Here is a 20,953-nt window from a genome sequence, read left to right as displayed (position 1 = left end):
TGTGACGCTCCGCGTTACGCTTCGGAGACGCGGAGCGTCCCTGGCTGCATTCCCACGCAGAGCGTGGGAACGATCAGTGTCAGGCGCCGATGACCCCGCCATCTTCCCGGGTAATCACCATTACCGAAGACCGCGGCTTGCCGTTGGGCAGGTGCTCGGGGAAGGTTGAACCGCCGCTGGGATGCTGGATTCCGACGAACAGGGTCTTGTAGTCCGGCGCGAAACTGATGCCGGTCACTTCGCAGCCTACCGGGCCAACCATGAAACGGCGGATTTCACCACTGTTGGGGTCGGCGCAGAGCATCTGGTTGTTGCCCATGCCCGCGAAGTCGCCAGCGTTGCTCGAGTCGCCGTCGGTCTGGATCCATAGCCGCCCGCCGTTGTCGAAGCCCAGGCCATCGGGGCTGTTGAACATGTTCTGCGGGTTGATGTTGGACGATCCGGCTTTCGGCGTGCCGGCGTGTACCGTCGGGTTGCCGGCGACCACGAACAGGTCCCAGGCGAAGGTCTTGGAGGCGTGATCGTCGCGGTCGGTTTTCCAGCGCAGGATCTGCCCATAGACGTTCTTGGCCCGAGGGTTTGGCCCCTCCACCGGTTGGCCGGCGTCGCCGCGCTTGGAGTTGTTGGTCAGGGTGCAATAAACCTGGCCATCCTTGGGACTGACCACGATCCACTCCGGACGGTCCATGCGCGTAGCGCCAACGGCACTGGCGGCCAGGCGGGCATGGATCAACACCTCGGCCTGGTCAGCGAAACCGCTGCTGGCGTCGATGCCGTTCTTGCCATGGCTCAGTTCGATCCATTGGCCTTTGCCTTTGGGATGGTCCGGGTTGCCGTCGCCGGCATCAAAGCGCGCTACATACAAGGTGCCATGGTCCAGCAGGTTGCGGTTGGCCTTGGCATTGCGATGGTTGATGCGCTCGCGGCTGACGAACTTGTAGATGAACTCGCCGCGTTCGTCATCGCCCATGTACACCACGGCGCGACCGTCATTGGTCTGCGCCAGGGCGGCGTTTTCATGTTTGAAGCGGCCCAGGGCGGTGCGTTTTACCGGGGTGGATTGCGGGTCGAACGGGTCGATTTCCACCACCCAGCCGTGGCGATTGAGTTCGTTGGGGTTCTTCGCCAGGTCGAAACGCGGATCGTGCAAGTGCCAATTGATTTCACTGCTGGCGACGGTGGCACCATAGCGTTTCTGTGCCGCATCGAATTGCAGGTCCGCCTTGCTGCTGCCGAAGCAGTCAGTGAAGTTTTCTTCGCAGGTCAGGTAAGTGCCCCACGGGGTCATGCCGTTGGCGCAGTTCTGGAATGTGCCGAGTACTTTCTTGCCACTGTTGTCGGCACTGGTTTTCAGCAGGTCGTGCCCGGCTGCCGGACCACGCAGGCGAATCGGCGTGTTGCCGTGAATCCTGCGGTTGTAGCGCGAGTCCTGGACGAACTGCCACTGGCCGCGACGACGCTGGATTTCGATCACCGACACGCCTTCGCTGGCCTGGGCCTTGCGCACGTCTTCGGCCGACTGTGGCTGGCCGCCGTGAGGGAACAGGTATTGGTAGTTGGTGTACTCGTTATTGATCGCCATCAGCGCCCGGTTTTTGTCGCCGGGGAATTCGAACAGGCTCATGCCGTCGTTATTGTCGCCGAACTGCATTTCCTGTGCGCGGGCTGTTCCATTGCCGCTTGGATCGAACGCCGGTGCATTTTTCTGCAGCGGCTGGCCCCAACTGATCAGTACCGAGGCTTTGTAGCCCGGCGGCAGGGTGATGGTGTCGGCCGTGGCGGCGGCGATGCTTTTAAAGCCCAGCAGCCGGCTGTTGCCTTCGCTCACGGCGGCGGCCAGGACGCTGCGACTCAACAGGTTGCCGCCCAGGAACATCGCCGCGCCGCACAGGGCGCCGGCGCTGATGAAGCTTCGACGGCTCAGGCCGACGATCTTTTCCAGGTCGGTGGATTGGTTTTCTTCTAATAGGCTCATCATCAGGCTCCCTGCTGGTTTTGGCAGTCACCTTAAAGCGGGTCGATGAAACTATTGTTGCAACACACTACAGCGGTGTGCCGAGCAGCACATTTGTTGCTGAAAACGTCACTTGCACCGGTGAGCCGCCTTCCAGATGCTGCTTTTGTAGCTCAAGCGGGTCGGCCAGGGCGCACAGCGTCTGGCCGTTGGGCAGGCTGATGCGTACTTCGCTGGGGCCGTCTTCGGCGGCGTCGACCTGTTCGATCATGCCGCGCAGCGAATTGATCCCCGGTTTTTCCGCTTGCTCGACAGGGTGCAATTCCAGCCAGCCAGCCTTGATCAGCGCCACCACGTCGGTGCCGACATCCAGCTCCAGGCGCAGCGTGCTGTCGTGGGTGATCTGGGCTTCGATGACCAGACCCCTGGCCAGCTCCAGGCGTACCCGGTCGTTGTGCCCCTGGGCCTCGATGCCCAGGACCTTGCCATGCAATTGATTACGGGCGCTGGTGCGCAGCATCAAGCGGCTGAGCAGGCCCAGGTCGCCGGGATCCTCGCTTGCTTCCAGCAGTTGCGTCTGCAGCGCTTGCAGGCGCAGATACAGGCGCAGCACGCGGTGGCCTTCCTCCGACAGCTTGGCGCCGCCACCACCCTTGCCGCCAACGCTGCGCTCCACCAACGGTTGGTCCGCCAGGTTGTTCAACTCATCGATGGCATCCCACGCCGCCTTGTAGCTCAGGCCCGCGCTCTTGGCGGCGCGGGTGATCGAGCCTTGTTCGGCGATGTGCTGCAACAGGGCGATGCGTTGTGGTCGCCGAACGATGTGCTGGGTCAGAAGCGTGGGCAAGGACATGACGGAAAACTGCGTGCAAAGGTCGATGAGCGGACGTTGGCGCCTTGGGCGCGGCCCGTCAAGCCGACTCTCCGGGTTTCGGCGTGCGAGCCAGGCAGTACACATCGACCCGCGCAGCGCCGGCGTCGAGCAGCAGGGCAGCCAGTGCCTGGGCGGTGGCGCCCGTGGTGAGCACGTCGTCGACCAACGCCAAGTGACGGTTGCGCAACGCAGCCTGGGGCGCGAGGGCAAAGGCCTGGCGCAGGTTTCGCCGTCGGGACTTGGCGTCGAGAGCCTGTTGGGCGGGGGTGTCGTGGGTGCGTCGCAGCAGATGCTCTTCGCAAGGGATCGCCAACGGCCCGCTGAGCCAGCGGGCCAGCAGCGCTGCCTGGTTGAAACCGCGCTGGCGCAAACGACGGGTCGCCAGTGGCACCGGTACCAGTGCGTCGGGCCGTTCCAGCCCTTCGTCGAAATGATGTTGCAGCGACTGCGCCAGCAGTTCGCCCAACAGCCGGCCCAGGGGCCATTTCGCCTGATGCTTGAAACGGGTGATCAGGCTGTCCACCGGGAAGTCGTAGGCCCAGGGCGCCAGGACCCGTTCGAAGGCCGGCGGTCGCGAGGCACATTGTCCACAACGCAGTCCAGCCATGGGCAGCGGCAGGGCGCAGACGCAGCATTGGTCACCGAGCCAGGGCAGCTCGCTTTCACAGGGGGTGCAGATAGGCTGCGGGGTGTCGGTGCTTTCGCCGCATAACAGGCAAAATTGTTTGTTTTTTAACCAGATGTAAACCGGTCCGTTGTATCGTGGTTGACAGCGCATGACTCTTCCTTAAATATGCCGAACATCCGTGTCGCGCCTGTGGGTATTCCATGCCCCAGGCGCCAGCCAAGCATAAATCAAGGAAATGCCCATGAGCGCCAGCACCACTGCCAACCTGCGTCATGACTGGTCTTTGGCCGAAGTCAAAGCACTCTTCGTCCAGCCATTCAATGACCTGCTGTTCCAGGCGCAGACCGTGCACCGCGCGCACTTCGACGCCAACCGCGTCCAGGTTTCCACGCTGCTGTCGATCAAGACCGGCGCTTGCCCGGAAGATTGCAAATATTGTCCGCAGTCCGGTCACTACAACACCGGCCTGGATAAAGAGAAATTGCTCGAAGTGCAGAAGGTCCTTGAAGAGGCCGCGCGCGCCAAGGCCATCGGTTCGACCCGTTTCTGCATGGGCGCGGCCTGGAAGCATCCGTCGGCCAAGGACATGCCGTATGTACTGGAAATGGTCAAGGGCGTGAAGGCCATGGGTCTGGAAACCTGCATGACCCTGGGCCGCCTCGACCAGGAACAGACCGAAGCGCTGGCCCAGGCCGGCCTGGACTACTACAACCACAACCTCGACACCTCGCCGGAGTTCTACGGCAGCATCATCACCACCCGCACCTACAGCGAGCGCCTGCAAACCCTGGCCTACGTGCGTGATTCGGGAATGAAGATCTGCTCCGGCGGCATCCTCGGCATGGGCGAGTCCCTGGACGATCGCGCGAACCTGCTGATCCAACTGGCGAACCTGCCGGAGCACCCGGAATCGGTGCCGATCAACATGTTGGTCAAAGTCGCCGGCACGCCGCTGGAGAATGCCGAGGACATCGATCCGTTCGATTTCATCCGCATGCTCGCCGTGGCGCGGATCATGATGCCCCAGTCCCATGTGCGCCTGTCCGCCGGCCGTGAAGCGATGAACGAGCAGATGCAGGCCCTGGCATTTTTTGCCGGTGCCAACTCGATTTTCTACGGCGACAAGCTGTTGACCACCGCCAACCCGCAAGCCGACAAAGACATGCAATTGTTCGCACGCCTGGGTATCCAGCCTGAAGCCCGCGAAGAACATGCCGACGAAGTGCACCAGGCGGCGATTGAACAGGCGCTGGTGGAGCAGAAGAGCAGCGAACAGTTCTATAACGCCGCTGTTTGAGTTGACGCAAAACCAAGTGTGGGAGCGGGCTTTTGTGGGAGCCAAGCTTGCTCGCGATGAACGATAACGCGGTCCTGCTATAGACCGCGATGCCTTCATCGCGAGCAAGCTTGGCTCCCACAAAAGCCGGCTCCCACAGGGGATTTCATCCCGTCTCAAATAAGTAGTTCACCCCGAGGCCTGCATGCCCTTCGATCTCGCCGCACGCCTGGCTGCCCGTCGTGCCGACAACCTCTATCGCCAGCGCCCGCTGCTCGAAAGCCCGCAGGGCCCGGAAGTGGTGGTGGACGGCCAGCCGTTGCTGGCGTTCTGCAACAACGATTACCTGGGCCTGGCCAATCACCCGCAAGTGATCGAAGCCTGGCGCGCCGGGGCGCTCCGTTGGGGTGTCGGGGGTGGCGCCTCCCATTTGGTGATCGGCCACAGCAGTCCTCATCACGCCCTGGAAGAAGCCTTGGCCGACCTGACCGGCCGCCCGCGGGCGTTGCTGTTCACCACCGGCTACATGGCCAACCTCGGCGCGGTCACGGCGCTGGTGGGGCAGGGCGACACGGTGCTGGAAGACCGGCTCAATCATGCCTCGCTGCTCGACGCCGGGCTGTTGTCCGGCGCGCGTTTCAACCGTTACCTACACAACGATGCCCAGAGTTTGGCCAGCCGCCTGGAGAAAGCCACCGGCAATACCCTGGTGGTCACCGATGGCGTATTCAGCATGGACGGCGACATTGCCGACCTGCCGGCCCTGGCCCGTGAAGCCAAGGCCAAGGGCGCCTGGCTGATGGTCGACGATGCCCACGGCTTCGGCCCGCTCGGGGCCAATGGCGGCGGTATCGTCGAGCATTTTGGCTTGAGCCAGGATGACGTGCCGGTGCTGGTGGGCACCCTGGGCAAGGCCTTTGGTACCGCCGGGGCTTTTGTCGCCGGCAGTGAAGAGCTGATCGAAAGCCTGATCCAGTTCGCTCGCCCCTACATCTACACCACCAGCCAACCGCCGGCCCTGGCTTGCGCCACGCTCAAGAGCCTTGAGCTGCTGCGCAGCGAGCATTGGCGGCGCGAGCACTTGCAAGTGCTGATTCGTCAGTTCCGCCAGGGCGCCGAGCAGATCGGCCTGCAATTGATGGACAGCTTCACGCCGATCCAGCCGATCCTGATTGGCGATGCGGGACGGGCCATGCGTTTGTCGCAAATGCTGCGTGAGCGCGGGCTGATGGTTACCGCGATCCGCCCACCCACCGTACCGGCCGGCAGCGCCCGTTTGCGCGTGACCCTGACCGCCGCCCACAGCGAGGCCCAGGTGCAGCTATTGTTGAATGCACTGGCCGAGTGTTTTGCCCTGTTGGGGCCGGAGCCAAGCGATGCGTGATCGACTGATATTGCTGCCTGGTTGGGGCTTGGGCGTTTCACCGCTGGAACCGCTGGCGGCGGCGTTGCAAGGGCTCGACGAACACCTGCGCGTGGAAATCGAACCGTTGCCGGCGTTGCTATCGAACGACCCCGATGAATGGCTCGAAGAGCTGGACGCCACCGTGCCCCAGGACGCCTGGTTGGGCGGTTGGTCCCTGGGCGGCATGCTGGCCTCGGCGCTGGCGGCGCGTCGGGGCGAGCGCTGCTGCGGCCTGCTGACCCTGGCGAGCAATCCGTCTTTTGTCGCCCACGAGCAATGGCCGAGCGCGATGGGCGGAGAAACCTTCGATGGTTTTCTCGCCGGCTGTGCGGCCGACCCGCGCCAGACCCTCAAGCGCTTCAGCTTGCTGTGTGCCCAGGGCTGCAGCGATCCGCGCGGGTTGTCGCGGTTGTTGTTGGCCGGGGCGCCGAGTACTTCACCCGAGGTCTTGATGGCCGGGCTTGAAGTGCTGGCGCAACTGGACACACGCGCCGCGTTGCAGCGCTTTCGCGGCCCGCAACTGCATTTGTTTGCCGGCCTCGATGCCCTGGTGCCTGCCGAAGCCGCGGGTGATTTGCTGGTCTTGCTGCCGGATGTCGAAATCGGTCTGATCGAACAGGCCGGCCACGGATTCCTTCTGGAAGACCCGCACGGTGTAGCGGCGGCGATCCAGGCTTTTTTGCATGAGTCCGGTGATGACTGATTTGTCTTTTCCCCCATTGCCCGGTGCCTTGCCTGACAAGCGCCAGGTAGCGGCTTCGTTTTCCCGTGCAGCGACCAGTTACGACAGCGTGGCCGAACTGCAACGCGACGTGGGCCAGCAATTGCTCGGGCGCTTGCCGCCCTCATTCATGCCGCAACGTTGGTTGGACCTGGGCTGCGGCACCGGTTATTTCACTCGGGCGCTGGGCGCGCGTTTCGGTGAGACAAACGGATTGGCACTGGATATCGCCGAAGGCATGCTCAACCATGCGCGTCCTCAAGGTGGCGCCTTGTATTTCGTCGCTGGTGACGCTGAGCGACTGCCTTTGCAAGCGGCGAGCTGTGACCTGGTGTTTTCCAGCCTGGCGGTGCAGTGGTGTGCGGATTTTGCCGCGGTGCTGAGCGAGGCCCATCGTGTGTTGAAACCGGGTGGGGTGTTTGCCTTCACCAGCCTCTGCGTGGGCACTTTGTACGAATTGCGCGACAGTTGGCGTCAGGTGGATGGCTTGGTGCACGTCAACCGTTTCCGTGGGTTCGAGACGTATCAACACCTTTGCGCGGACAGCGGGCTGAATGTCGTCAGTCTTGAAAACTGTCCCCATGTGTTGCATTACCCCGACGTGCGCAGTCTGACTCACGAATTGAAAGCCTTGGGCGCCCACAATCTGAACCCCGGTCGCCCCGGCGGCTTGACCGGCAGGGCGCGGATCCTGGCGCTGGTTGAAGCCTATGAGCAGTTTCGTCAGGCGCAGGGACTGCCGGCGACTTACCAGGTGGTCTACGCCGTTTTGGAGAAACCGCTATGAGCCAGGCTTATTTCATCACCGGCACCGACACCGATGTAGGCAAGACCACCGTCGCGGCGGGCCTGCTGCATGCTGCGCGGCAGTCTGGCATGAGCACGGCGGCTGGAAAACCAGTGGCCTCTGGCTGCGACGTGACGCCCAAGGGCCTGCGCAATGCCGATGCCCTGGCGCTGCTGGCCGAGTGTTCGGTGCCGCTTGAGTATGCCCAGGTCAATCCGCTGGCATTCGAGCCGGCCATTGCGCCGCACCTGGCCGCCCGGGAAGCCGGCGTGGCGCTGACGGTGCAATCCTTGCTGGGGCCGATGCGTGAGGTGCTGGCCCTGGAGGCCGATTTCACCTTGATAGAGGGCGCGGGCGGCTGGCGTGTGCCGTTGGCCGATCAGGATAATCTTTCGGACCTGGCAATGGCCCTGGGCCTGCCGGTGATCCTGGTGGTGGGCGTGCGCCTGGGGTGCATCAGCCATGCGCTGCTGACCGCCGAGGCCATCGCCCGGGACGGTCTGCAACTGGCCGGTTGGGTGGCGAATATCATTGATCCCAAGACCTCGCGCCTGGAAGAAAACCTCGCCACTCTGGCCGAACGCCTCCCGGCGCCTTGCCTGGGGCGAGTACCGAGGGTCAAAGGCATCACTGCCGATATCGTGGCTGCGCATCTGCACCTGGATCTGCTGGATTAATCATCCAAGGGAAGGTTTTCACTATGACAAGGCACTGTGCCATTAGTGTTTTTGTCGGGCCTTTTCCTTGGGGTTCTGCTTCAATGGCCATTGTCGACCCTTCAAGAAGACGAGCTCTGTCATGGAAATCTCAGGAAATACCGCGTTCTATGCCGGTCTGAGCACGATTCAGACAGGGCAGAACCGTGTCGATCAGGCCTCCAGCCAGATCGCCAACAATACGATCGAGCGTTCGGTCACCAGCCAGTCGTCCGAAGTCCAGGTGGATCGCCTGCGGTCAGTGGATCGTAGTCAGCAGTCGGACCTGACCAGCAACATGGTTGAACTGTCCCAAGGCAAGTTCCAGGTGCAACTGGGTGTTAACGTCGCCAAGGCATCCGACGAAATGCTCGGTACGTTGATCGATACCTTCGCCTGATCCTGCCCTTCAGATTGACGAAAACGCCGCGATTATTCGCGGCGTTCTTGTCTCTAACGTCTTATTGCTCAACTAATCTTTTCCTACGCGCATCGCGGATTCTTCAGCGCGATGGATTTCCCGTGTCCGACATTTTTCTCGGCTGATGACGAACGGCAAAAGATCGGCGCTTGACAAGATTTGGGCGTAAACGTATGTTTCAAACAACTGTTTGACCGCTACAACAAATCCACGCGGTCGTTCATTCCCGGTTACATCAGCAGAGGTTTATCGCTATGCCTGACTACAAGGCCCCCTTGCGTGATATTCGCTTCGTTCGTGACGAACTGCTTGGCTACGAAGCGCATTATCAGAGCCTTCCGGCTTGCCAGGACGCAACTCCGGACATGGTTGACGCCATTCTCGAAGAAGGCGCCAAGTTTTGTGAGCAGGTGCTGGCGCCGCTGAACCGCGTGGGCGACATCGAAGGTTGCACCTGGAGCGAGTCCGGCGTGAAGACCCCGACGGGTTTCAAGGAAGCCTACAAGCAATTCGTCGAAGGTGGCTGGCCAAGCCTGGCCCACGACGTCGAGCACGGTGGTCAGGGCTTGCCGGAGTCCCTGGGCCTGGCGGTCAGCGAGATGGTCGGTGAAGCCAACTGGTCGTGGGGCATGTACCCGGGCCTGTCCCATGGCGCGATGAACACGATTTCCGAGCACGGTACGCCCGAACAGCAAGAGGCTTACCTGACCAAGCTGGTTTCCGGCGAATGGACCGGTACCATGTGCCTGACCGAACCGCACTGCGGCACCGACCTGGGCATGCTGCGCACCAAGGCCGAGCCTCAGGCCGACGGTTCCTACAAGGTTTCCGGTACGAAGATCTTCATTTCGGCCGGCGAACACGACATGGCCGACAACATCGTCCACATCGTGCTGGCACGCCTGCCGGACGCACCGGCGGGCACCAAGGGCATTTCGCTGTTCATCGTTCCCAAGTTCCTGCCTAACGCCGACGGCTCCATCGGCCAGCGCAACGCGGTGAGCTGCGGTTCCCTGGAACACAAGATGGGCATCCACGGCAACGCCACCTGCGTGATGAACTTCGACGCGGCCACCGGTTACCTGATCGGCCCGGCGAACAAAGGCCTGAACTGCATGTTCACCTTCATGAACACCGCACGCCTGGGTACCGCACTGCAAGGCCTGGCCCACGCCGAGATCGGCTTCCAGGGCGGCCTGAAATATGCCCGCGATCGCTTGCAAATGCGTTCCCTGACTGGCCCGAAAGCGCCAGACAAGGCCGCTGACCCGATCATCGTTCACCCTGACGTGCGTCGCATGCTGCTGACCATGAAGGCTTTCGCCGAGGGTAACCGGGCGATGGTCTACTTCACCGCCAAGCAGGTCGACATCGTCAAGTACGGCGTGGATGAAGAAGAGAAGAAAAAGGCCGATGCACTGCTGGCGTTCATGACGCCGATCGCCAAGGCCTTCATGACCGAAGTCGGCTTCGAATCGGCCAACCACGGCGTGCAGATCTATGGCGGCCACGGCTTCATCGCCGAGTGGGGCATGGAGCAGAACGTTCGCGACAGCCGTATCTCGATGCTGTACGAAGGCACCACCGGCATCCAGGCCCTCGACTTGCTGGGCCGTAAAGTACTGATGACCCAGGGCGAGGCACTCAAGGGCTTCACCAAGATCGTCCACAAGTTCTGCCAGGGCAACGAAGGCAACGAAGCGGTCAAGGAGTTCGTAGAACCCCTGGCTGCGCTGAACAAGGAATGGGGCGAGCTGACCATGAAGGTCGGTATGGCGGCCATGAAGGATCGCGAAGAAGTCGGCGCCGCGTCGGTGGACTACCTGATGTACTCCGGTTACGCCTGCCTGGCCTATTTCTGGGCCGACATGGCGCGCCTGGCGGCGGAAAAACTCGCAGCCGGCACCACTGAAGAAGCCTTCTACACCGCCAAGCTGCAGACCGCGCGCTTCTACTTCCAGCGCATCCTGCCGCGTACCCGTACCCACGTGGCAACCATGCTGTCGGGCGCCAACAACCTGATGGACATGAAGGAAGAGGACTTCGCGCTGGGCTACTAAGCCTCACGTGGTTCTTCCAAAAGCCGCTGCTTCTTCGGGAGCAGCGGCTTTTTCATGTCTGCCACAAATCCCCTTGTGGGAGCGGGCTTGCTCGCGAAGGCGGCTGCACATTCAACATCAATGCAAGCAGACCCACCGCCTTCGCGAGCAAGCCCGCTCCCACAGGATCAACCGCGATCCTGAAACAATATTCATCCAACTCGACCCTAAGAAAACCGTCCCCTCTGCCGTTACAGCGATGGCAGTGTGACATCTGTCACATCTCGCGTGCCTTACTGCTCCAGTTGCAGGCACAATGCCATCTTTGATCAGCCGGGTCGGAGCTTTACCCTTGCCGCGTTCTTCCGCTGTACGTTTAAGCCATTTCCTACCGTCATTGCTGCTGTTGCTGGCGGGGCTTGCGGCTGCCTACGTCAAGGATCTCAACGTTTTCTTCACCTCGCTGTTCAACGTGCTCCCCACGCTGGTGTTGTTGCTGGGCGGGGCGTATTGCGCGGTCTACCGACGTCAACGTGAACTGTTCCTGATGGTCACGGTGTACATCGCCTACTTCCTCCTGGACACCCAGACCGACTTCTACCGCGATAACGGCAAGGTGCGCGAAGACGCGGCGGTGGTGTTCCATCTCGTTTGCCTGTTGTTGCCGCTGTTGTTCGGGCTGTTCGCGGCGTGGCAGGAGCGCACCCACTTGTTCCAGGACATGGTGGCGCGGTTCGCGGTATTGCTGGTCTTTGGCAGCGTGGCGCTGGCCCTGGAGCAGAGTTTCCCCCAAGCCTTGCTGTTGTGGCTTTCGGAAATCCGCTGGCCCGCGTTGCACGGCGCCTGGATGAGCCTGATCCAGTTGTCCTACCCGATGTTCGCCGCCGCATTCCTGCTGCTGGCCTGGCAATATTGGCGCAACCCCCGGCCACTGCACGCGGCGCAACTGGTGGGGTTGCTCGGGTTGTTCTGGATGCTGCCGAAGACTTTTATCCTGCCGTTCACCCTGAACATCATGTGCAGCCAGGTGATGCTGATGATCGCTGCGGCGGTTTCCCACGAGGCCTATCAAATGGCCTTCCGTGACGAGCTGACCGGCCTGCCGGGTCGTCGGGCGCTGAACGAACGCATGCAGCGCCTGGGACGCAATTATGTACTGGCGATGAGCGACGTGGACCACTTCAAGAAATTCAACGACACCCACGGCCACGATGTGGGTGACCAGGTCCTGCGCCTGGTGGCCAGCAAATTGTCGAAGATCGGCGGTGGCGGTAGGGCGTATCGCTACGGCGGTGAGGAATTTGCCCTGGTGTTCGCAGGCAAGACCATCGACGAGTGCATGCCCCATTTGGAGGTCATCCGCCAGTCCATCGAGACGTACGCCATCCAGCTGCGTAATTCCGACAGCCGTCCCCAGGACGATCAACAAGGTCGCCAGCGTCGTTCTGGCGCCGGCGCATCCAGCGTCTCGGTGACGGTCAGCATCGGCGTCGCGGAACGCCTCGAGCAACGCACGCCTGAAGAAGTGCTCAAGTCCGCCGACCAGGCGCTCTATAACGCCAAGGGCGCGGGGCGTAACTGTGTGATTGCCTTCGGCCAGAACCGCCGCGGTGCGGTGCGCATGGAGGCTGCCGCGGGTTGAGTGATGACGGCGCATTCAGCGCCTGGACTGTGATTGTGAGCCTCGGTGGCCGGCAGTAGGTTGAAACGATCTGCTACCGGAGAAAACCACCATGCCCGAGTACAAAGCCCCGCTGCGCGACATGCGCTTTCTGATCGATCACGTCTTCGATTTCCATGGCCGTTATGCCGAGCTGGGCGTCAGCGATGCCAGCCCGGACATGGTCAGCGCGATCCTCGAGGAAGGTGCCAGATTCTGCGAGAACGTGCTGGCGCCACTCAATCGTTCCGGTGACGAAGAGGGGTGCCATTTCGACAGCGGCGTGGTCACCACGCCGACAGGCTTCAAGCAGGCTTTCGCACAGTACGTGGAAGGCGGCTGGCACGGCTTGGCGGCAGATCCGGCTTATGGTGGCCAGGGATTGCCCAGCTCCCTGGGCCTGGTCATCAGCGAGATGATCGGCTCCAGCAACACGTCCTGGGGCATGTACCCGGGCCTGACTCACGGTGCCATGTCGGCGATTCACGCCCACGGCACGGAAGAACAGAAACAGACCTACCTGAGCAAACTCACCGCCGGCCAGTGGACCGGCACCATGTGCCTGACCGAAGCCCACTGCGGCACCGACCTGGGCATCATCAAAACCCGCGCCGTGCCACAGGCCGATGGCAGCTACGCGATCTCCGGCAGCAAGATCTTCATTTCCGCCGGCGAACACGACATGAGCGATAACATCATCCACCTGGTGCTGGCCAAGTTGCCGGACGCTCCTGCCGGGACCAAAGGCATCTCGTTGTTCATCGTGCCCAAGTTCCTGCCCGACGCCACGGGTGAGGCCGGGGCACGCAATGGCGTGTCCTGTGGTTCGATCGAACACAAGATGGGCATCAAGGCCTCGGCCACCTGCGTGCTGAATTTCGATGGGGCCAAGGGGGTCCTGATCGGCGAGCCGAACAAGGGCCTCAATTGCATGTTCACCATGATGAACCACGCCCGGCTCGGTACCGGCATGCAGGGCCTGTGCCTGGGCGAGGCGAGCTTCCAGGGCGCGATCAAATACGCCAACGACCGGTTGCAGATGCGCGCGCTGACCGGCCCCAAGGCGCCGGAAAAGGTCGCCGACCCGATCATCGTCCATCCCGATGTGCGCAGGATGTTGCTGACCATGAAGGCCTTCAACGAAGGCAACCGGGCGCTGACGTATTTCACCGCGCAATTGCTCGATACCGCGCACCTGAGCCCGGACGAAACCGCCCGCCAGGAGGCCGAGGACCTGCTGGCGTTCCTCACCCCGATCTGCAAAGCCTTCATGACCGACACCGGGCTGGAGGTGACCAACCACGGCATGCAAGTGTTCGGCGGTCACGGCTTCATTCGTGAGTGGGGCATGGAGCAGTTGGTGCGCGATTGCCGCATCGCGCCGATCTACGAGGGCACCAATGGCATCCAGGCCCTGGATCTGCTGGGGCGCAAGGTGCTGGGCAGCCAGGGCAAGTTGTTGCGCGGTTTTACCCGGATCGTCCACAAATTCTGCGCCGCGAATGCCGGACATCCGCAGCTCAAGGATTACGTCGCGCAACTCGACGGGCTCAACCAGCAATGGGGCGAACTGACCACCCGGGTCGGCATGGCCGCCATGAAAAATCCCGATGAAGTGGGCGCTGCCTCCGTGGATTACCTGATGTACAGCGGCTACATCATCCTGGCCTACCTGTGGCTGCGCATGGCCTTGGTGGCCCAGGCGCAACTCGACAGTGGCACTGGAGATGACGATTTTTGCCGGGCCAAATTGGCGACGTGCGAGTTTTACTTCAAGCGCCTGTTGCCGCGCACGACCGCCCATCGGGCTGCCGTCGAGGCCGGGAGTGATTGCCTGATGAAGTTGCCGGCGGAGTTGTTTGCGCTTTGATTGAGAGGAATGCCAAAGATCGCAGGCTTCGCCAGCTCCTACATTGAAATGCGTATTCCCTGTAGGAGCCTGCGATCTTTCGTTGTGACTAAAAATAACAAAACGGTCATGGGTTGACCCTATGTGTCGCAAAAGTTGTTGAGGTACACTCAGGTCATTGCGAAAACCGTCTTTTACGAACCAACTGTTTAGATCCTGCGAGGTTTGCCATGGCTGACTACAAAGCGCCCCTGCGCGATATGCGCTTCGTCCTCAATGAAGTGTTCGAGGTCGCGAAACTCTGGGCCCAATTGCCGGCGCTGGCCGACACCGTGGATGCCGAAACGGTCGAAGCGATCCTTGAAGAAGCCGGCAAAGTCACCAGCAAAAGCATCGCGCCCCTCAGCCGCGCCGCTGACGAAGAAGGTTGCCACTGGGCCGACGGCGCCGTCACCACGCCGGCAGGTTTTCCACAGGCCTACAAGACTTACGCTGAAGGTGGTTGGGTCGGTGTCGGCGGTGACCCGGTGTACGGCGGCATGGGCATGCCCAAGGCCGTTTCGGCCCAGGTCGAGGAAATGGTCAACTCCGCCAGCCTGTCCTTCGGTTTGTACCCGATGTTGACCGCCGGCGCCTGCCTGTCGATCAATGCCCACGCCAGTGAAGAACTGAAAGCGGCGTACCTGCCGAACATGTACGCCGGCGTCTGGGCCGGTTCCATGTGCCTGACCGAGCCTCATGCCGGTACGGACCTGGGGATCATCCGCACCAAGGCCGACCCCCAGGCCGACGGTTCCTACAAGGTCAGTGGCACGAAAATTTTCATCACTGGCGGCGAACACGACCTCACCGAGAACATCATTCACCTGGTGCTGGCGAAACTGCCGGACGCGCCGGCAGGCCCCAAGGGCATCTCGCTGTTCCTGGTGCCCAAGTTCATGGTCAATGCCGACGGCAGCCTGGGCGCGCGCAACGCGGCCAACTGCGGGTCGATCGAACACAAGATGGGCATCCAGGCGTCCGCCACCTGCGTGATGAACTTCGACGAAGCCGTGGGTTATCTGGTGGGCGAGCCGAACAAGGGCCTGGCGGCGATGTTCACCATGATGAACTACGAGCGCCTGGGGGTGGGTATCCAGGGCCTGGCCTCCGGTGAGCGTTCCTACCAGAACGCCATCGAATATGCCCGTGACCGCCTGCAAAGTCGTTCGCCAACCGGTGCGCAGAACAAGGACAAGGTCGCTGACCCGATCATCGTCCACCCCGACGTGCGTCGGATGCTGCTGACCATGAAAGCCTCGAACGAAGGCGGTCGGGCCTTTTCCACCTACGTGGCGATGCAACTGGATACCGCCAAGTTCAGCGAAGACCCAACCACTCGCAAGCGCGCCGAAGACCTGGTGGCGTTGCTGACGCCGGTGGCGAAGGCCTTCCTGACCGACCTGGGCCTGGAAACCACCGTCCATGGTCAACAGGTGTTCGGCGGCCACGGTTACATTCGTGAATGGGGCCAGGAGCAACTGGTGCGCGATGTGCGTATCACCCAGATCTACGAAGGCACCAACGGTATCCAGGCGCTGGACCTGGTGGGGCGCAAGATCGTCGGCAGCGGCGGTGCGTTCTACAAGTTGTTTGCCGATGAAATCCGTCACTTCACGGCCACCGCGAACAGCGATCTGGCGGAGTTCATCAAGCCGTTGAACAGCGCTGTCGACACGCTGGACGAGTTGACCGACTGGCTGTTGGACCGGGCGAAAAGCAACCCGAACGAAATCGGCGCGGCGTCGGTGGAGTATCTCCAGGCGTTTGGCTACACCGCGTATGCCTACATGTGGGCGCTGATGGCCAGGGCGGCCTTGGGCAAAGAAAGCCAGGATGATTTCTACGCGAGCAAACTGGGCACGGCGCGGTTCTATTTCGCCCGCCTGCTGCCGCGTATTCACTCCTTGAGCGCTTCGGTCAAGGCGGGCAGCGAGTCGCTGTTCCTGCTGGAAGCCGGCCAGTTCTGAAATCATGACGATGTGTAAGCATTCTCTTACACATCGTGCTGGCGTTTTCCCTCTACCGGCGGATTGGATCCAGGGCTAATCTAGCTTCCATGGATGTAGCGCAGGACGCGCAAAGTAACGACACGGACACGTAGGATTCTGCCAGGACGGCGGAGTGAAATGGACGTCAGGGAAACAGTCTGCAAAGCCCCGCTTCGGCGGGGCTTTCTTTTGCCTGCGTTTTTTGTTCCTGGCAGGCGCCCTCCATCGAGGCTGCTTCTGGTTGCGTTTCACTGAACCCTGGCGAGCGGCCTGGGGTCAATGAGCTATAGGGCAATTTGGCCATCGTCGATCAGGGAGTTATCCATGGATTTCATTCGCATCATTATCGCCATCCTGCTGCCGCCACTGGGAGTGTTCCTGCAGGTCGGCTTCGGCGGGGCTTTCTGGCTGAATATCCTGCTGACGCTGCTGGGTTATATCCCTGGCATCGTCCATGCGGTGTACATCATCGCCAAGCGCTGAACTCATCGGTTATAGAACCCCCTGTGGGAGCGAGCTTGCTCCCACAGTTTTTTGGCATCCTACAGGTCGCCATCCATCACCTTGCGATAGAACAACCACTCATGCTCCAGCGCATGGGCCTGGTTCGCGGCCTTGCGAAAACCGTGGCGCTCATCGGGATAGTAGTGCGCCTCGACCGCCACGCCGTTGGCCTGTAAAGCACTGACCATGTCGCGGGTTTGCTGCGGTACGACCACCACGTCCAGCTCACCCTGGAAAAAGATCACCGGCACGCGGATGTTCCCGGCGTGCAACAGCGGGGTGCGGGCGTGATAGCGTTCGACGTCCTGTTGCGGATCGCCGATCAGCCAGTCCAGATAATCACCTTCGAACTTGTGCGTAGCACGGGCCAGGGCGACAGGGTCGCTCACGCCATAGAGGCTGGCGCCGGCGCGGAATACATCATGGAATGCCAAGGCACAGAGGGTCGTGTAGCCACCGGCACTGCCACCGCGAATGAACGCACGTCGGCCATCGACCAGGCCTTGTTCGTCCAGATACGCGACCACCGCGCAGGCGTCCTCGACATCCACCACGCCCCAATTCAAATGCAACGCCTGCCGATAGGCCCGGCCATAGCCGCTGCTGCCGCGGTAGTTGAGATCGGCGACGGCAAAGCCACGTTGGGTCCAATACTGGATACGCGGGTCGAACAAGGGATAACAGGCCGAGGTGGGGCCGCCGTGAATGAACACCACCAAGGGCGGCTTTGCGGGTGCGTTCATGGCCGGGTAAAAGAACCCGTGGGCCTCGCCTGACGCGGATGGATAGCGCAGGGTGCGAGGACGGCTGATCTGTTCGACGGGCAATGGCGTGACGCCGCCAGCCAGCACGGCCACTTCGTGGCTATGCCGCTCAATGGTAATGACCGCCGATGGGCGGGTCGGCGAGGCTGCAACGGCGTAGATGAACCGCTCATCCAACGCCAGGCTACGAAAGCGGGTGTAGGTGCCGGTGAAGTCCTCATCGGCATCGTCACCGTGGCACAGGCCCAGGCGCCCGAAACCCGCTTCGGTCCAACTGGCCAGGTACGCGTGTTCGCCCAGCGGCAGCCAGGTGCAGCCACCCAGTTGCCACGGCGCTGGGGCGTGATCGGCTTGGGCGGCAGGCAGCGGTTCCAGGCCCTGGGCCGACTCCAGCCAAGGCTGCCAATAACCACCGCGATCAGTCAGGCAATAAAGACGACTGGCCGCATCGAAGCGCGGTTGCTGGATGGACTCTTCTTCACCGTTGCCCGCGACACAGCGTGGCGCACCCCAACCCGTAGCGTTGCGCTCGGCCAGCATCAAGCGCGTGGCGGTCCAGGGTTGATGCGGACGGCTCCACTCTATCCAGGCGAGCCGCTGGCCGTCCGGGCTCACGGTGGGTGACGCGTAGAAATCTGCACCTTCGGCCAGCAGATGTCGCTGATGATCCACCAGCCCGATCGACACCAGGCGATGCTGGTTGGCCTGTTCTTCCACCGCCAATACCTGGCCGTCGGCGAAGCTCAGATCCCCATAGCGGCAGTCACCCGAGGTCAGCGCTACGGGGCGTTCGTCGTTCAGGGATTGGTGGTACAGCTGCTGGTCGGCCTCATTGACGAACAGCACACCGTCATGGCTCAGGCAGAATGATCCACCGCCGTATTCATAGACTCGGCTGCGCGCGCTGAACCCGTCCGGTGTCAGGCAGCGGGGCATGGCGTCTTGCCAATGCCAGATCCGGCAGGCACCGTCTGCGGGGCGGTATTCATTCCAGAACAGGCCCAAAGGCCCGAGCTGCAGTTCGGCGAAGTCGGTGCCGGCGGCAACGGCCTGGGCGGCGCTGAAAGGCTCAGCTTTTGGTGATGAGGCGCGAGTTTCGTTCATTGCGAAAGGCCAATTGTTCAATGGTTTGCGTGGCGTGCTCGGCGTCTTCACGTGCCTTGAGAATCACCCCGTGGTGTTCGGACTTGCTGCACACCGGGTCGGCGTTGCTGGCGTCTCCCGTGAGCATGAACGCCTGGCAGCGGCAGCCGCCGAAGTCCTTTTCTTTTTCATCGCAGGAGCGACACGGTTCGGGCATCCAGTCATAACCGCGGAAGCGGTTGAAGCCGAACGAGTCGTACCAGATGTGCTGCATGCTGTGGTCGCGCACGTTGGGAAATTGCACCGGCAACTGGCGGGCACCGTGACAGGGCAATGCCGTGCCGTCCGGCGTGACCGTGAGGAAAATGCTGCCCCAGCCGTTCATGCAGCCCTTGGGGCGTTCTTCGTAGTAGTCCGGCGTGACAAAGATCAGCTTGCACGGATTGCCTTGCGCTTCCAGCTTGGCGCGGTATTCGTTGGTGACACGCTCGGCGCGTACCAGTTGCTCCCGGGTGGGCAGCAGGCCGACGCGGTTGAGCTGCGCCCAGCCGTAGAACTGACAGGTGGCGAGTTCTACGAAGTCGGCTTCCAGGGCGATGCACAGCTCGATGATGCGATCGATTTTGTCGATGTTGTGCCGATGGGTCACGAAGTTCAGCACCATCGGATAACCGTGGGCCTTTACCGCTCGGGCCATTTCGAGTTTTTGCGCGAAGGCCTTCTTCGAACCGGCCAGGAGGTTGTTCACCTGCTCGTCGCTGGCCTGGAAACTGATCTGGATATGGTCGAGGCCGGCCTTCTTGAAGTCGCTGATTTTCTGCTCGGTCAAGCCGATGCCGGAGGTGATCAGGTTGGTATAGAAACCCAGCCTGCGTGCCTCGCCGATCAACTCGGCCAGGTCCTGGCGCACCAACGGCTCGCCGCCGGAAAAGCCCAGCTGCGCAGCGCCCATCTCGCGGGCTTCGCGAAAGACCTTGAACCATTGCTCGGTGCTCAGCTCCTTGCCTTGCTCGGCAAAGTCCAGCGGGTTGGAGCAGTACGGGCATTGCAGCGGGCAACGATAGGTCAGCTCCGCCAGCAACCACAGCGGCAAGCCGACTTCAGGCTTGGGCGGCAGACCGGTGCTCTCAGGCAAGTTCGATCCAGTGCTGTGCACGGGCGACCTCCATGAATTGCTCGATGTCGTCACCGAGTTCCGGCACGCCGGGAAACTGCTTCGCCAACTCGTCGATGATGGCCGCGACATCCCGTTCACCATCGATCAGGCCACCGATCAGCGCAGCGCTGTCATTCAGCTTGATCATGCCTTCAGGATAGAGCAGCACGTGGCCTTTCTGGGCCGGTTCGTACTGGAAACGATAGCCGGGGCGCCAGCGCGGGGTTTTGCTGCGGTCGAAACTCATAAGATGATCCCTTTGTGCCACACCCGTTGCCCGGTCACGCTGTGGTAGGGCGGGCGGTTCAATTCATAGGCCATGCTCATGGCGTCGAGCATGCTCCAGAGGATGTCCAGTTTGAACTGGAGAATCTCCAGCATGCGTTCCTGCCCTGCGCGGGTGGTGTAGTGCTGCAAGGTGATCGCCAGGCCATGTTCCACATCACGCCGGGCCTGGCCCAGGCGGGTGCGGAAGTACTCATAGCCGGTCGGGTCGATCCAGGGGTAGTGCTGGGGCCAACTGTCCAGGCGCGACTGGTGGATCTGCGGGGCGAACAGTTCGGTCAGCGAGCTGCTGGCGGCTTCCTGCCAGCAGGCCCGGCGGGCGAAGTTGACATAGGCATCCACGGCGAAACGCACCCCGGGCAGCACCAGCTCCTGGGAGCGCAGTTGATCGGGGTCCAGGCCCACCGCCTGGCCCAGCCGCAGCCAGGCTTCGATGCCGCCGTCTTCGCCGGGAGCGCCGTCGTGGTCGAGCAGGCGCTGAATCCACTCGCGGCGGATCTCCCGGTCCGGGCAGTTGGCCAGGATCGCGGCGTCCTTGAGCGGGATATTCACCTGGTAGTAAAAACGGTTCGCGACCCAGCCCTGGATCTGCTCGCGAGTCGCGCGGCCTTCATACATCGCCACGTGATACGGGTGATGGATGTGGTAATACGCGCCCTTGGCACGCAGGGCGGCTTCGAACTCGGCGGGGGACAGGGGGGTGTCAGTCATTTGGGGCTCCGGGGAATAACCGCTGGCGGTTGGGGGGCTGGGCTGGCCTCTTCGCGAGCAAGCCCGCTCCCACATTGGTTTTGCGGTGCATAAAATATCAAGTGCTACTCG

The 20,953-nt window shown here is 61.9% G+C and carries 18 protein-coding genes; 11 read left to right on the top strand and 7 right to left on the bottom strand.

Annotated features, from left to right (window positions below):
* Positions 1-79: 79 nt before the first annotated feature.
* The 3 genes from AD662_RS25810 to AD662_RS25800 all read right to left on the bottom strand — a co-directional run bounded on the left by AD662_RS25810 (position 80) and on the right by AD662_RS25800 (position 3,606).
* Positions 80-1,975, bottom strand: coding sequence for a PhoX family protein (locus tag AD662_RS25810; protein WP_053189972.1), 1,896 nt, complete (start codon positions 1,973-1,975; stop codon positions 80-82).
* 67 nt (positions 1,976-2,042) lie between these two features.
* Entirely contained in the window at positions 2,043-2,807 is a 765-nt protein-coding gene (locus AD662_RS25805; protein ID WP_053189971.1) for a TOBE domain-containing protein, read from the bottom strand.
* Positions 2,808-2,865: 58 nt separating this feature from the next.
* Positions 2,866-3,606, bottom strand: coding sequence for a ComF family protein (locus tag AD662_RS25800; RefSeq protein WP_053189970.1), 741 nt, complete (start codon positions 3,604-3,606; stop codon positions 2,866-2,868).
* A 91-nt stretch (positions 3,607-3,697) separates the two neighbouring features.
* Here AD662_RS25800 and bioB point away from each other — a divergent pair, with 91 nt between their 5' ends.
* The 11 genes from bioB to AD662_RS29005 all read left to right on the top strand — a co-directional run bounded on the left by bioB (position 3,698) and on the right by AD662_RS29005 (position 16,822).
* Entirely contained in the window at positions 3,698-4,753 is a 1,056-nt protein-coding gene (gene bioB / locus AD662_RS25795; RefSeq protein WP_014340550.1) for a biotin synthase BioB, read from the top strand.
* A 184-nt stretch (positions 4,754-4,937) separates the two neighbouring features.
* Positions 4,938-6,116, top strand: coding sequence for an 8-amino-7-oxononanoate synthase (gene bioF, locus AD662_RS25790; protein WP_014340549.1), 1,179 nt, complete (start codon positions 4,938-4,940; stop codon positions 6,114-6,116).
* Positions 6,109-6,840 carry an alpha/beta fold hydrolase gene (locus AD662_RS25785; RefSeq protein ID WP_053189969.1) on the top strand — a complete coding sequence of 244 codons (732 nt, stop codon included), beginning with the start codon at positions 6,109-6,111 and terminating at the stop codon, positions 6,838-6,840. The genes bioF and AD662_RS25785 overlap by 8 nt, the downstream gene beginning before the upstream one ends.
* Positions 6,833-7,645, top strand: a complete 813-nt coding sequence (gene bioC, locus AD662_RS25780) for a malonyl-ACP O-methyltransferase BioC (RefSeq protein WP_053189968.1) — start codon at positions 6,833-6,835, stop codon at positions 7,643-7,645. Before AD662_RS25785 ends, bioC begins: the two co-directional genes overlap by 8 nt.
* The gene (gene bioD / locus AD662_RS25775; RefSeq protein WP_053189967.1) at positions 7,642-8,322 is read left to right on the top strand and encodes a dethiobiotin synthase; all 681 of its coding nucleotides are present in this window, start codon (positions 7,642-7,644) and stop codon (positions 8,320-8,322) included. The genes bioC and bioD overlap by 4 nt, the downstream gene beginning before the upstream one ends.
* A 121-nt stretch (positions 8,323-8,443) precedes the next feature.
* A complete protein-coding gene (locus AD662_RS25770) occupies positions 8,444-8,740 on the top strand; it encodes a hypothetical protein (protein ID WP_018607389.1) in 297 nt (98 codons plus the stop codon).
* Positions 8,741-9,015: 275 nt separating this feature from the next.
* Positions 9,016-10,821, top strand: coding sequence for a phenylacyl-CoA dehydrogenase (locus AD662_RS25765; RefSeq protein WP_003206230.1), 1,806 nt, complete (start codon positions 9,016-9,018; stop codon positions 10,819-10,821).
* A gap of 331 nt (positions 10,822-11,152) precedes the next feature.
* Positions 11,153-12,442, top strand: coding sequence for a GGDEF domain-containing protein (locus tag AD662_RS25760; RefSeq protein WP_024616755.1), 1,290 nt, complete (start codon positions 11,153-11,155; stop codon positions 12,440-12,442).
* A gap of 91 nt (positions 12,443-12,533) precedes the next feature.
* A complete protein-coding gene (locus tag AD662_RS25755) occupies positions 12,534-14,330 on the top strand; it encodes an acyl-CoA dehydrogenase C-terminal domain-containing protein (protein WP_053189966.1) in 1,797 nt (598 codons plus the stop codon).
* 209 nt (positions 14,331-14,539) lie between these two features.
* On the top strand, positions 14,540-16,318 hold the full coding sequence (locus tag AD662_RS25750) for an acyl-CoA dehydrogenase C-terminal domain-containing protein (RefSeq protein ID WP_053189965.1): 1,779 nt from the start codon (positions 14,540-14,542) through the stop codon (positions 16,316-16,318).
* Positions 16,319-16,663: 345 nt separating this feature from the next.
* Positions 16,664-16,822, top strand: coding sequence for a YqaE/Pmp3 family membrane protein (locus tag AD662_RS29005; protein ID WP_003177654.1), 159 nt, complete (start codon positions 16,664-16,666; stop codon positions 16,820-16,822).
* 59 nt (positions 16,823-16,881) lie between these two features.
* On the opposite strand, the gene AD662_RS25745 is transcribed toward AD662_RS29005, so the two are convergent.
* From AD662_RS25745 to pqqC, 4 genes are read right to left on the bottom strand one after another with little or no spacing between them, the layout of a single operon-like run.
* Positions 16,882-18,711: a S9 family peptidase gene (locus AD662_RS25745; RefSeq protein ID WP_053189964.1), complete on the bottom strand. Its 1,830-nt coding sequence runs from the start codon at positions 18,709-18,711 to the stop codon at positions 16,882-16,884.
* Positions 18,677-19,846, bottom strand: coding sequence for a pyrroloquinoline quinone biosynthesis protein PqqE (pqqE, locus tag AD662_RS25740; protein ID WP_053189963.1), 1,170 nt, complete (start codon positions 19,844-19,846; stop codon positions 18,677-18,679). The genes AD662_RS25745 and pqqE overlap by 35 nt, the downstream gene beginning before the upstream one ends.
* On the bottom strand, positions 19,818-20,093 hold the full coding sequence (gene pqqD, locus AD662_RS25735) for a pyrroloquinoline quinone biosynthesis peptide chaperone PqqD (protein WP_018607357.1): 276 nt from the start codon (positions 20,091-20,093) through the stop codon (positions 19,818-19,820). Before pqqD ends, pqqE begins: the two co-directional genes overlap by 29 nt.
* Positions 20,090-20,842, bottom strand: coding sequence for a pyrroloquinoline-quinone synthase PqqC (gene pqqC, locus AD662_RS25730; protein WP_053189962.1), 753 nt, complete (start codon positions 20,840-20,842; stop codon positions 20,090-20,092). The genes pqqD and pqqC overlap by 4 nt, the downstream gene beginning before the upstream one ends.
* Between the last annotated feature and the right edge of the window lie 111 nt (positions 20,843-20,953).

Origin of the sequence: Pseudomonas kilonensis (assembly GCF_001269885.1) — a bacterium.
Classification (GTDB): Bacteria; Pseudomonadota; Gammaproteobacteria; order Pseudomonadales; family Pseudomonadaceae; genus Aquipseudomonas; species Aquipseudomonas kilonensis.
This window is presented reverse-complemented; position numbering and strand designations above follow the sequence as displayed.

Coding starts and splice junctions, on each gene's coding strand:
- AD662_RS25810 (WP_053189972.1), bottom strand. CDS start 1,975: ATGAGCCTATTAGAAGAAAACCAATCCACCGACCTGGAAAAGATCGTC.
- AD662_RS25805 (WP_053189971.1), bottom strand. CDS start 2,807: ATGTCCTTGCCCACGCTTCTGACCCAGCACATCGTTCGGCGACCACAA.
- AD662_RS25800 (WP_053189970.1), bottom strand. CDS start 3,606: ATGCGCTGTCAACCACGATACAACGGACCGGTTTACATCTGGTTAAAA.
- bioB (WP_014340550.1), top strand. CDS start 3,698: ATGAGCGCCAGCACCACTGCCAACCTGCGTCATGACTGGTCTTTGGCC.
- bioF (WP_014340549.1), top strand. CDS start 4,938: ATGCCCTTCGATCTCGCCGCACGCCTGGCTGCCCGTCGTGCCGACAAC.
- AD662_RS25785 (WP_053189969.1), top strand. CDS start 6,109: ATGCGTGATCGACTGATATTGCTGCCTGGTTGGGGCTTGGGCGTTTCA.
- bioC (WP_053189968.1), top strand. CDS start 6,833: ATGACTGATTTGTCTTTTCCCCCATTGCCCGGTGCCTTGCCTGACAAG.
- bioD (WP_053189967.1), top strand. CDS start 7,642: ATGAGCCAGGCTTATTTCATCACCGGCACCGACACCGATGTAGGCAAG.
- AD662_RS25770 (WP_018607389.1), top strand. CDS start 8,444: ATGGAAATCTCAGGAAATACCGCGTTCTATGCCGGTCTGAGCACGATT.
- AD662_RS25765 (WP_003206230.1), top strand. CDS start 9,016: ATGCCTGACTACAAGGCCCCCTTGCGTGATATTCGCTTCGTTCGTGAC.
- AD662_RS25755 (WP_053189966.1), top strand. CDS start 12,534: ATGCCCGAGTACAAAGCCCCGCTGCGCGACATGCGCTTTCTGATCGAT.
- AD662_RS25750 (WP_053189965.1), top strand. CDS start 14,540: ATGGCTGACTACAAAGCGCCCCTGCGCGATATGCGCTTCGTCCTCAAT.
- AD662_RS29005 (WP_003177654.1), top strand. CDS start 16,664: ATGGATTTCATTCGCATCATTATCGCCATCCTGCTGCCGCCACTGGGA.
- AD662_RS25745 (WP_053189964.1), bottom strand. CDS start 18,711: ATGAACGAAACTCGCGCCTCATCACCAAAAGCTGAGCCTTTCAGCGCC.
- pqqD (WP_018607357.1), bottom strand. CDS start 20,093: ATGAGTTTCGACCGCAGCAAAACCCCGCGCTGGCGCCCCGGCTATCGT.
- pqqC (WP_053189962.1), bottom strand. CDS start 20,842: ATGACTGACACCCCCCTGTCCCCCGCCGAGTTCGAAGCCGCCCTGCGT.